Annotated in this window: 13 protein-coding genes and 1 pseudogene; 3 read left to right on the top strand and 11 right to left on the bottom strand. The window is 65.3% G+C overall.

Annotated elements, in window-relative coordinates:
• The 6 genes and pseudogenes from AOQ71_RS49130 to ygfZ all read right to left on the bottom strand — a co-directional run.
• A pseudogene (locus tag AOQ71_RS49130) lies at positions 1 to 312 on the bottom strand (DUF2339 domain-containing protein); the annotation flags it as partial.
• A gap of 46 nt (positions 313 to 358) precedes the next feature.
• On the bottom strand, positions 359 to 1,318 hold the full coding sequence (locus tag AOQ71_RS35475; RefSeq protein WP_057757204.1) for an NUDIX hydrolase: 960 nt from the start codon (positions 1,316 to 1,318) through the stop codon (positions 359 to 361).
• Positions 1,319 to 1,337: 19 nt separating this feature from the next.
• Entirely contained in the window at positions 1,338 to 1,844 is a 507-nt protein-coding gene (locus AOQ71_RS35480; protein WP_057757206.1) for a tyrosine phosphatase family protein, read from the bottom strand.
• 175 nt (positions 1,845 to 2,019) lie between these two features.
• Positions 2,020 to 2,634: a YfbR-like 5'-deoxynucleotidase gene (locus tag AOQ71_RS35485; RefSeq protein ID WP_057757208.1), complete on the bottom strand. Its 615-nt coding sequence runs from the start codon at positions 2,632 to 2,634 to the stop codon at positions 2,020 to 2,022.
• Entirely contained in the window at positions 2,631 to 3,257 is a 627-nt protein-coding gene (locus tag AOQ71_RS35490) for a DNA-3-methyladenine glycosylase I (protein ID WP_057757210.1), read from the bottom strand. Before AOQ71_RS35490 ends, AOQ71_RS35485 begins: the two co-directional genes overlap by 4 nt.
• Positions 3,254 to 4,129: a CAF17-like 4Fe-4S cluster assembly/insertion protein YgfZ gene (gene ygfZ / locus AOQ71_RS35495; RefSeq protein WP_057757212.1), complete on the bottom strand. Its 876-nt coding sequence runs from the start codon at positions 4,127 to 4,129 to the stop codon at positions 3,254 to 3,256. The genes AOQ71_RS35490 and ygfZ overlap by 4 nt, the downstream gene beginning before the upstream one ends.
• Positions 4,130 to 4,225: 96 nt before the next feature.
• On the opposite strand from ygfZ, the gene AOQ71_RS35500 reads away from it, so the two are divergent.
• Positions 4,226 to 5,560 (top strand): dihydroorotase, encoded by a 1,335-nt coding sequence (locus tag AOQ71_RS35500; RefSeq protein ID WP_057757214.1) that lies wholly within the window; start codon positions 4,226 to 4,228, stop codon positions 5,558 to 5,560.
• A 159-nt stretch (positions 5,561 to 5,719) separates the two neighbouring features.
• Entirely contained in the window at positions 5,720 to 6,589 is an 870-nt protein-coding gene (locus tag AOQ71_RS35505; RefSeq protein WP_057757217.1) for a sulfurtransferase, read from the top strand.
• 10 nt (positions 6,590 to 6,599) lie between these two features.
• On the opposite strand, the gene AOQ71_RS35510 is transcribed toward AOQ71_RS35505, so the two are convergent.
• The 4 genes from AOQ71_RS35510 to AOQ71_RS35525 all read right to left on the bottom strand — a co-directional run bounded on the left by AOQ71_RS35510 (position 6,600) and on the right by AOQ71_RS35525 (position 8,490).
• Positions 6,600 to 6,866 (bottom strand): hypothetical protein, encoded by a 267-nt coding sequence (locus tag AOQ71_RS35510; RefSeq protein WP_057757219.1) that lies wholly within the window; start codon positions 6,864 to 6,866, stop codon positions 6,600 to 6,602.
• A 251-nt stretch (positions 6,867 to 7,117) separates the two neighbouring features.
• Complete coding sequence (locus AOQ71_RS35515; RefSeq protein ID WP_057757221.1) at positions 7,118 to 7,495, bottom strand: TIGR02301 family protein; 378 nt, start codon at positions 7,493 to 7,495, stop codon at positions 7,118 to 7,120.
• A 46-nt stretch (positions 7,496 to 7,541) separates the two neighbouring features.
• Positions 7,542 to 7,976 carry an NUDIX hydrolase gene (locus AOQ71_RS35520; protein WP_057757223.1) on the bottom strand — a complete coding sequence of 145 codons (435 nt, stop codon included), beginning with the start codon at positions 7,974 to 7,976 and terminating at the stop codon, positions 7,542 to 7,544.
• Positions 7,977 to 7,992: 16 nt separating this feature from the next.
• The gene (locus tag AOQ71_RS35525) at positions 7,993 to 8,490 is read right to left on the bottom strand and encodes a hypothetical protein (RefSeq protein WP_057757225.1); all 498 of its coding nucleotides are present in this window, start codon (positions 8,488 to 8,490) and stop codon (positions 7,993 to 7,995) included.
• 61 nt (positions 8,491 to 8,551) lie between these two features.
• Here AOQ71_RS35525 and AOQ71_RS35530 point away from each other — a divergent pair, with 61 nt between their 5' ends.
• Positions 8,552 to 9,316, top strand: a complete 765-nt coding sequence (locus tag AOQ71_RS35530; RefSeq protein ID WP_083514736.1) for an SOS response-associated peptidase — start codon at positions 8,552 to 8,554, stop codon at positions 9,314 to 9,316.
• Positions 9,317 to 9,431: 115 nt separating this feature from the next.
• Here the strand turns inward: AOQ71_RS35530 and AOQ71_RS35535 are convergent, their stop codons facing one another.
• Complete coding sequence (locus AOQ71_RS35535) at positions 9,432 to 10,763, bottom strand: IS1182 family transposase (RefSeq protein ID WP_057742559.1); 1,332 nt, start codon at positions 10,761 to 10,763, stop codon at positions 9,432 to 9,434.
• Between the last annotated feature and the right edge of the window lie 79 nt (positions 10,764 to 10,842).

Below are 10,842 nucleotides of genomic sequence, written 5' to 3' on the forward strand. Positions count from 1 at the left end.
CGCGCCGCCTGCGGGGCTGGCTTCAGGACTTGCTTCGAGCGGCGGCGGCGCAGCCTCTTCGGTGGCGAGCGGCGGCGTGGTCTCGGCCTCCGGCGCAAGCGGCGGCGGCTCTGCTGCACTCGTCGCAGGCGCGTTTGCGGGCGCCTGCACCAGCACAAGTGGCGGAGGCTGAACCCGGCGCGCCTGCAGTTCGGCCTCCAGCGCGCCCAGGCGGCGGCGCAATTCGGTTGCCTGGTTCGACGCTTTCAGCGCGATCAGGAACGCGGCGATCGCAATCATCACGGCAAAGACGTCGAACGGGGCGTCGAACATGGGGTCTCCTGGCAATCGGCGGGCAGGGGCCGACAGCAATCCTGATCTAGCGCCGGGAGCGTACGCGCAAGCCTGGCGCCGGCCGTTCCTGGAGCACGTCGCGGCGGAAGCGATAGAGCGCCGCCGGTCTCCCGCCCGTCTGTGTCGACATCACGCCGGTCGGTTCGACCAGCGCCTCGGTTTCGACCAGGCGACGGAAGTTCTGCTTGTGCAGGTGCCGGCCGGAGATCGCCTCCACCGTATACTGCAACTCCGTGAGTGTGAACTCGGCGGGCAAAAGTTCAAACACCACGGGGCGATACTTCAGCTTTGCCCGCAGCCTGGCGATCGCTGTGGCAAGGATCCGGCGGTGGTCGAAGCGCATGGACGTGCCGAGCGCGGGCAGGGACTTGCGCGCCAGCGCCGCAGGCCGGCCGTCGCGTCGCGCCTCCTCGACGAGGCCGGCCTCGTAGAGCAGCTCGTAGCGGTCGAGCACGCGCTCCTCGTCCCAGGCCGCGCCGTCGAGGCCGAAATAGAACCGCACGCGATCCTTGCGCGGCAATGCGCGCGTCGTCTCGGGCGTCTCCTCCTCGGCCCATGCCGTCAGCGCCGGGATGATGTCACGGGCGATGATCGCCGGCGGTGCCTCGCGCCGGTCTTCCCAAGGGAAGAAGCGATACCAGGGCTCGAAGCTCGCGGCATTCGCAGCTCCCTCGGCGGTGCGCGTCAGCGCGAGATAGCCGATCGACACCATATGCGCGCCGGTGTGGCCGGCCTCGGCATGACGGCCGCGATCGCCAAACGTGTAGAGCTGCTCGACATAGCCGAGCCGCAATCCCACCTGTTCCTCGACCCACGCACGCAGGCCGATCTCGAAGGTGCGATGGCTCGGCGCATCGAACGGACCGAACGGCAGCCCGGCGAGCCCGTCGGCGCCGCGCGCGGTCAACACCAGTGGCTCGTGGTCCTCGATCGCGACGATCGCGGCGGTCAGGCCGATCTCGATCGGCGTCAGCTTGTCGCTCATGCGATGGGGATTGCAGGTGTCATTCGAGCTCGATCACGAAGGGGCGGCCTTCGACCAGCATCTCGCCCGGGCCCATCTCGTCGAGCGCGCGCAGCATGCGGCCGTTGCGGCCGAGCGCGCGGTCGGCGAGGTCGACGATGCGGCGGTTCGGCGAGGCGATCGGGGAGGCCGCACGGATCTTCTTCGCAATCTCGATCTCGTCGCGATCAGGATTGAGCGCGCAGACGGCGGCGAACGCGCTCGCCGTGGAGCGGCTGATGCCGGCATAGCAATGCACTACCAGCGGCGCAGCCCGATCCCAGCCGCGCACGAAATTCAGCACCTGTTCGATATGCGCCTCCGACGGTGCGACAAAGCCGTCCATCTCCTCGGTGATGTCGTCCATCGACACCTTGAGATGATTGGCCGGAAGCACCGACACCGGCCGCGCCACCTGCTCGACATTGGCCATCACGGTCAGCACATGGCTGGCCCCGGTGCGGCGAACGGTTTCGGGAAGGGCGGCGAGCGAGCAGACGTGGATCATGGCGGACCTTTTAATTGATTATAGCGAGCGCTCGTAGGGTGGGCAAAGGCGCATCGCGCCATGTCCACCACCTCGCATTTGCGCATCTCATTCGGTTTGGTGGGCACGCGGAGCCTGTCATCGGGCGCGCATTCGCGCGACCCGGTGGCTTTGCCCACCCTACGAAAGGATGATGCTACGCGAACACCGCCCCAAACCGTTCCAGAAACTGCTTCTCGGCCCGCGCCGCTGTCCAGGGCGTCAGATAGTCGCGCCTGATATTGTCGGAAAGGCCGGGATCCTTGCCGAACAGCCGCTTCGCCTCGCCTTCGCTGAAGCCGGCAAGTTCGGTCGCCTCGAGGTAAGCCGCGCCGCGATCGGCGGCCTTGATCGCCAGCGTGATCTCCTCGGGTAGCACCGGCGGCAGGCCGAAGCGGATGTGGATGGCGCCGAGCAGGCGCTTCTCCACCGCCTTGTAATGGCCGTCGAGCACCGCCTTGAACGGCGAGATCATGTCGCCGATGACATATTCAGGGGCGTCGTGCAGCAGCGCGGCGAGCCGGATGCGCTGGTCAGCGCGCGGCATCTCGTGCCGCAGCACGGTCTCCACCAGCAGCGTGTGCTGGGCGACCGAGAAGATGTGCGCGCCGATGGTCTGTCCGTTCCAGCGCGCCACGCGCGCCAGCCCGTGGGCGATGTCGGCGATCTCGACATCGAGCGGGGAGGGATCGAGCAGGTCGAGCCGCCGACCCGATAGCATGCGCTGCCAGGCCCGGGATTCGGATGCGCGCGCGATCTTCCGGGCCGTCATTTGGCCTTGAGGCGCGGCTTGCGCTGCAGCTTGCTGCAGGTCGCGTGGCAATGGCAGTCGACGAGATGGTCGTTGACCATCCCGGTCGCCTGCATGAAGGCATAGACAATAGTGGGGCCGACGAATTTGAAGCCGCGCGAGGACAGCTCCTTGGAAATTTGCATCGACAGCGGTGTCGACGCCGGGACGCTTGCCGTGGTCTTGAAATTATTGACCTTGGGCCGGCCGTCCATGAAGCCCCAAAGAAGTTTCGAAAAGCCCGGGCCCTTCTCCATGATGTCGAGGTACGCCTTCGCGCTCAGGATCGTGCCTTCGATCTTGGCCTTGTTCCGCACGATGCCGACATCGTTCATCAGCGCATGCACCTTCCTGTCGGTGTAGCGCGCGATCTTCTCCGGCTGGAAATCGTCGAAGGCTTTGCGGAAATTGTCGCGCTTGCGCAGGATCGTGATCCAGGACAGGCCGGCCTGAAAGCCGTCGAGGATCAGCTTTTCATAGAGCGCGCGGTCGTCATATTCAGGCACGCCCCATTCGGTGTCGTGATAGGCGACATAGAGCGGGTCTTCGCCCGGCCAGGGGCAGCGGGTCTTTCCGTCGGGATGCAGGCGGGGAGCGCGGCTCATGCAATGGGCTGCTTTGCGGGAATGCGAACGACGTCGGGTTCTGCCAACCTCAGGGCGAGCCCGCCAGCGGTGAGCGGCTGGCCGGCATCGAGCGCATCGGCAACGCGGTCGATCCGCACCAGCGCAATCCCCTTGCCCTTCGCCGATGAGCCCATGGTGCCGACGGATTTGTCGCCGGCCATGACACTGACGCCGACTTCCGGCGCGGAATCCTCGAGCAGCACCTTCACGCTGCGGGTCCGCGCAGTGCCGCGATGCTGCATGCGCGAGACGACCTCCTGGCCGACATAGCAGCCCTTGTCGAAATCGACGCCGGCAAGGCGATCCATGTTGGTCTCGTGCGGGAACGCATCGCCGTACATGAAATCGAGCCCGCCGCGCGGCACGCCGAGTGCGATCCGGTGCGCCTCGTATTCGCTGGCATCGACCAGCTCCGCACCGATTAGGTCGGAGAGCTTCTGCTTGAGATCTTCGGGGATCAGGATGCGCGTGCCGAGCTCGGCATTGCGGGGATCGGCGAAGGCGAGATCCGGCTGCGTCGCGGGCTGGCCGTCCCAGGCCGCGAGCACGCCGAGCTCGAGGATCTCCACGGTGACCTTGGCGCGCAGCTTGTAGAATTTCAGCTTGGTGGAAAGGCCATCGGTCAGCGGCTTCGGGCAGTCGATCAGGAACCCGCCGCCATGGCCGCCAGGGGCTTCCGTGATCAGGAAATCCACGATGATCTTGCCTTGCGGCGTCAGCAGCGCGCCGAATCGCCCCAGGCCCGGCTCGAGCTTGTCGACGTCGGTGGTGATGAGGCCGTTGAGGAAGTTGCGTGCGTCCTCGCCGGCGACCTTGATCACGCCCCGGTCGGGAAGAAACGCTGATTTCATGTGAAAATCTCTTGCGACATGGTGCTCCGGAACGTAAGCCCGCAAGGCATAAACGACAAGACCTCGGGCCCTGCGCTTGGGGATGAGAGAGGCCCCATGACCCCGCGTTTCGATGTGATCCTCAAGGGCGGCACCGTCGTCAACCAGGACGGCGAAGGCGTTCGCGATATCGGTATCATCAACGGCCGCGTCGCCGAGCTGGGTCCGCTGTCGCAGGGCTCGGCGGCGGAGGTGATCGACTGCAAGGGCCTGCACATCCTGCCCGGCGTGATGGACACGCAGGTGCATTTCCGTGAACCCGGGCTGGAGCACAAGGAAGATCTCGAATCTGGCTCGCGCAGCGCCGTGATGGGTGGCGTCACCGCCGTGTTCGAGATGCCGAACACCTCGCCGCTCACGGTCACCGAGGCCACCTTCTCCGACAAGGTGAAGCGTGCCCATCATCGCATGCATTGCGATTTTGCTTTCTTCATCGGCGGCACCCGCGAGAACGTGCAGGACCTGCCGGTGCTCGAGCGTGCCCCGGGCTGCGCCGGCGTGAAGGTGTTCATCGGCTCCTCGACCGGCGCGCTGCTGGTGGAGGATGACGAGAGCCTGCGCCGCATCTTCCAGGTGATTCGTCGCCGTGCGGCGTTCCATGCCGAGGACGAGTACCGCCTCAACGAGCGCAAGTCGCTCCGCATCGAGGGCGATGCGCGCTCGCATCCGGTCTGGCGCGACGAGACCGCGGCGCTGATGGCGACGCAGCGCCTGGTCAAGCTCGCGCATGAGACGGGAAAGCGCATCCACGTGCTGCACATCTCGACCAAGGAAGAGATCGAGTTTCTGCGCGACCACAAGGACGTCGCCTCCTGCGAGGCGACGCCGCATCATCTGACGCTGGTCGCACCCGAATGCTACGAGCGGCTCGGCACGCTGGCGCAGATGAACCCGCCGGTGCGATCAGCCGATCATCGCGCCGGCATCTGGCGCGGCATCGAGCAGGGCATCATCGACGTGCTCGGCTCCGACCACGCCCCGCATACACTGGAAGAAAAGCAGAAGACCTATCCGGCCTCGCCCTCCGGCATGACCGGCGTGCAGACGCTGGTGCCCTTGATGCTCGATCATGTCAATGCAGGCCGGCTTTCTCTCGCGCGCTTCGTCGATCTCACCAGCGCCGGCCCGGCGCGCCTTTACAACATGGCTTGCAAGGGCCGCATCGCCGCCGGCTACGACGCCGACTTCACGGTGGTGGACCTCAAGCGCAGCGAAACCATCACCAGCAAATGGGTGGCGTCCAAGGCCGGCTGGACCCCCTATGACGGCGTCCGCGTGACGGGTTGGCCCGTCGGCACCTTTGTGCGCGGCAGGCGCGTGATGTGGCAGGGCGAGCTGGTGACGCCGTCGCAGGGCGAGGCGGTGCGGTTTCTGGAGACGCTGAAGCAGTAACCGATGTCTGGTGGGGACCCGCAGACCTTCCCCACCCGTCATTGCAAGCGCAGCGAAGCAATCCAGAATTCCGCCGCGGAAAGACTCTGGATTGCTTCGCTGCGCTCGCAATGACGAGGGGAGAGGCCTACACTTCCTCGCGAACGGGAGTGTAGTCCGATGTCCCAGCCCACCGCCCTCATCACCACCGAGCAAGTTGCCGCGATCCTCGCCGATCCCGATCTCCGCCTCTACGACTGCACGACCTACAACGAGCCGGTGCCACCAGGCAGTGACGTGCCCTATCGCGCCGTCCCCGGCGACAAGACGTTTGCCGCCGGCCACATCCCGGGTGCCGACTATCTCGACCTGCAAGGCGAGTTCTCGGATGCTTCCGCGCAGCAATTCTTCACGATGCCAGATGTGGCCCAGCTCGAGGCCGCCTTCGGCCGTCACGGTGCAGACGCATCCAAAACCATCGTGCTCTACAGCATCGGCACCATGATGTGGTCGACGCGGTTCTGGTGGATGCTGCGTTCTCTTGGCGTCGTTGCGCGCGTGCTCGACGGCGGCTTCGACAAATGGAAGGACGAGGGGCGGCCGGTCGAGACGGGTGCGCCGAAGGGTTATCCGGCGACAACCTTCAAGGCCTCGCCGCGGGCAGGCTTGTTCGTCGACAAAGATTTCGTGAAGGAGCGCATCGGCGATCCCGCGACTGTCACCGTCAATGCGCTCGGACCGCAATTTCATAGAGGACTCGAGCCGAGCCGCTACGGCCGGCCCGGCCGCGTGCCCGGCAGCGTCAACGTGTCGGCTGCAACCCTCGTCAATGCCGACAAGACGCTGACGACGCTCGCCGACGCCGAAGCCAAATTCGCCGCGGCCGGCGTCACGCGCGACAAGAACGTGATCCTCTATTGCGGCGGCGGTATCTCGGCGACGATCGACCTCTTGATGCTGACGCAGCTCGGCTACGACAAGCTGACGCTCTACGATGCGTCGATGGGCGAATGGGCGAGGGACCCGTCGCTGCCGATCGAGACGGATTAAAGCGCGGGCTTTACTGCCGTGCCAGGCTGACGGAGAACTCGCCGTTGCGGATGCGGGCGGGAAAGCCCTCGACGAATTTTGCCACCGCGTCCTCGCCATAGGTACCGACGAGCTCGGCCAGCGCCGCGAACAGGCTCGCTTGCGCCAGGCAATCGCCATCGACGCCGTCATGGCGTGCTTCGGCCCAGGCCTCGTTCAGATAGCTCAGGGCGGCCTGTTTCTGCTCATGGTCGGGCAGCGGCGCGCGGGCGGGGGCGTAGGAAATCGGCTGGCTCATGAAACTCGATCAGGGCTGGGGCGCGATCCACGGCGATGCGCTGTGCGAGAGGTGTAGCACGCACATTAACGACCGCTAGGCCACATCTTTAAGAACGGTTAACGGCTGTGAACAAAGTCGACGACAGGGTTCCAGTCACTGTCATTCCGGGGCGCGACGAAGTCGCGAACCCGGAATCCATCGAGCCACCAACTCTGCGGCTTGATGGATTCCGGGTTCGCGCTATGCGCGCCCCGGAATGACGGAGAAAGCTAGTTCGCGTAGCGCGCCGTCAGATCCCGCGAGATCTTCGAGCCTTCGTCGATGTAACGACGAATCGCCACCGTCGCCGCCGGCGTGCAGCTTCGGTAGGTTTGCTGAAAGCCGTTATAGCCGCGGTTGAAGGCGGCGATCATGCGGGTGCGCCGCTCGCCGGCAGGGGTTTCGGCATCGATCAGCGCCTGCATCTCGCTCCGCCATTTGTTGCCCTCGTTGGCGCCGCAGATGCCGCGAAGATAATGCAGGCCGCCCAGGATCTCGGCCAGCCGCTGCAAATCGCCGTCGAACGGCGCTGCCACGTCCTGGGCCCGGGCGGGCACGGACGCGCAGGCGAGGATCAGGGCAGAAATGGCCAGAAATCGCGGGAACATCGCGGGCTGTATGCCCCCTCCGAGCTGATGACGCAAGGCGGGCCGGTCAGGCGCTGATCAGGCGCGCGGCGGACTGGACGATCTCCTCCAGCCCCCCGGTCAGCTTGAGGTCGCTGAGGCTGCCAAGCGTATCAGGGGCGATCCACCTGAAATCGTCGAGTTCGTCGTTCAGGGTGGGTTCCCGCGCCAGCCAGCGGGCGGCAAAGGACAGGATGAGGTAATGGCCGGCACCGGGTGCGGCCGGCAGCACCTCGCGCCAGCCGGCAAGGCTGACGATCTCGATGGCGAGCCCGGTTTCCTCGTCGACCTCACGTTTCACGGCCTGATGCAGCGATTCGCCGAATTCGACCCGGCCGCCTGGCAGCGAATAGAAGCCCTTGGCGGGGGACCGGGCGCGTCGGGTCAGCAGCACCTTGGCGTCGCGGAAAATCGCGGCGCTGACGGCAATCTGTGGATGGGTGGGCTGGACGAGCGTGGCCATATTTTCAAGACTTGGCCTAGTTCGCCATGATGGTATCGACGTCGGCTTCCGCGCCGCCGTTGATGATGCCGCCGCAGGCCGCGATCAGCGGCTTGACCCAGGCCGTCGCCTGCTCGGCGAGACGAACGCGGGTTGAGTCCTTCTCGACCTCGCGCATGGCCGAGCCGACCGCTGTGAGAATCGAGGTCATGGTGTCGGTGATGTGGTCGAACTGGGCGCGCACGGACGGTTCGGCCTTCTCATAGGCTTCGATGGCGAGATCCCGCGCCTTGAAATTCGACGCCGTGAAATGCTCGGCATAGGACAGCGGCGACCAGGTCAGAAAATCCTCGGCGCATTCAGGCATATCCGGGATCATCTCCAGGAGCATCACGGCTTCATTGAAATGGTTGAGATAGTCGGTGGCAAGCCCGGTCCGCGGGTTGATATTGGCCAGGCGCAGCCGCTCGGCCCAGGCCACGGCCTCGGGGCCCGTCTGTGCGCGCATCGCGGGTTGGGAGGCCATTGAGCTCATCGGCCGCAGTGTTAACGTCCGGGGTTAAAAGGACCTCAACGGACCCTATATTGGCGCAAGGATGTGTGGACGCTTTGTCATAACCTCGGCCCCCGCGGCCTTACGGCAACTGTTTGGCTATATCGAGCAGCCGAATTTCCCGCCCCGGTACAATGTCGCCCCGACGCAACCTGTTCCGGTCGTCCTGGTCGAGAATGGCGCACGCCATTTCCGCCTGATGCGTTGGGGCCTGCTGCCGGGCTGGGTCAAGGATCCCAAGGGCTTTACGCTCCTGATCAACGCCCGCTCGGAGACGGTGCTGGAAAAGCCCGCGTTCAAAAAGGCGATTCGCCGGCGGCGCGGCCTGATTCCGGCTGACGGCTATTACGAATGGAAAGCGGAGGGCGGCCGCAAGCAGCCGTTTTTCATCCATCACGCCGACGGTGCCCCGCTGGGTTTCGCCGCATTGTTCGAAACCTGGATCGGGCCGAACGGCGAGGAGCTCGACACGGTCGCGATCGTGACTGCCGCCGCCGGCGAAGATTTGGCCCCGCTGCATGATCGCGTGCCCGTCACCATCAGCCCGCGCGATTTCGAGCGCTGGCTCGATTGCCGCGGTGACGAGATCGATGCGATCCTGCCGCTGATGACGGCGCCCCGCGTCGGCGAATTCGCCTGGCACCCGGTCTCCACCCGCGTCAACCGCGTTGCCAATGACGACGAGCAGCTGCTGTTGCCGATCAGCGCGGAGGAGATGGCGGCAGAGGTAGAGGCGGCGAAGCCGAAGAAGGTTGTGCGGAAAGTTGCAGGTGCGGCGGTGGATGACGGGCAGGGCTCGTTGTTCTAGGCGATGGCGCGTAGAGCCTGTGAGTCATTTCCGCATTCGATATTAAAGAGTGGGTAGCGCCCGCGCTGATGTCGGGGGCCGTCGATGTCGAACCGCCGGGGGATGGCTGTGCTGTCTATGCTTTTGCCAGTTGGTGTCCTTGCAGGATGTTGTTGGTGAGGGCGTACCAGAGCACGACGGCACGGACCTTCTCGATGCCGCGCACGGTCAATTGCCTGAGGTCCCAGTTCCGCCACCGGGCATGGATGCATTCGCAGATCGTGCGGGCTTTGTACTGTGCCTTGCCGGCTTCGCTGGCCATGCGGGCCCGCCAGGCCGCGACGCCAGGACCGTCGCTGCTCCGAGGTAAAAAGGGATCGACACCGCTCCTGGAGTTGGGCGGAGGACAGTAGACCTCGACGCCTTCACCGTGCGCCCATTCGATGTCCTCGCCGCTGCAGAACCCGCCATCGGCGAGGTAGCGACGCGGCAAGCGCTTCAGCCGAGTGCGCGTTCGCTCCAGCATCGGCCGCATCAAGCCGCGATCTGATCCGTTGTTGTCGATGTCGACCGTGACCACGATCAGTTCGCCGGCCGCGCTGGCCACCTGCACATTGTAGGCGGGGCGGAAGCCGGCATCTGCCATCTTCATCACCCTTGCCTGCGGGTCGGTGGTGGAGGCCCGGGGCTCCTTCGGCTTTTTGCCATTGCCGCCTTTTTCGTCGAGTTGCTTGCGCTTCCGCTTGATCTCGTCCAAAGCCCTCTGCGCAGCCTGCACCCGCTCACTGCGTTCGCGTGCCGCGCGCTCTCTGGCCGCCCTGATACGCCGGCTGCTGGCTTCCGGATCCGCATCGACCTCGCGCTTGAGCTCTTCCACCACAGCCTTCGCTTGGGCCATCTGCCGGCCGAGCGTTGCCTCCCGCCGGAACGAGCCGGCCCCCGCATTCGCCCGTATCCGCACCCCGTCCTGGGTCAGCTTCTCCAGATCAATCAGCCCTGCCTCATTCAGAGCCACCAGATGTTCGACCAGCAAACGGTCCAGCAGGTCCGCGCAGCCGACCCGGAAATCCGACAGTGTGTGATAGTTCAAAGACACGCCGCCGCAGAGCCAGCGGTAGACGTCGTGACTGTCGCAGAGCCGATCCAACGCCCGCGCGCTGCCAACGCCATCGCTCGTGGCGTACAGCCAAAGCGCCAGCAGCAGCCGGGGTGATGGCGCCGGATGGCCCGGCCTGTTTTCCCGTGCCTTAACCCGATCTTCCAGCTCGCTCAGGTCGAGCCCCTCGACATAAGCCCAGATCACCCGGGCCAGATGATCCTGCCCGATCAGGCTGTCGATATCGACCGCCCGCAATTCGACCTGATTGCGCACGGGCTCGCGCAGCCGAGGTGCACCCCGCGGCACCGCTTCGGTTCGTGGCGCCGACTGATCCGGCAATTCGCCAAAAAGTCCCTCGTCAGCCATCATCCTCTCCAGCAGATCAGTCTGCCTAGAGAATCACATTCGCCCGACACGCGGTACAAAAGATTCACAGTCTCGTAGGGTG

It is taken from the genome of Bradyrhizobium manausense (genome assembly GCF_001440035.1).
GTDB classification, from domain to species: domain Bacteria; phylum Pseudomonadota; class Alphaproteobacteria; order Rhizobiales; family Xanthobacteraceae; genus Bradyrhizobium; species Bradyrhizobium manausense.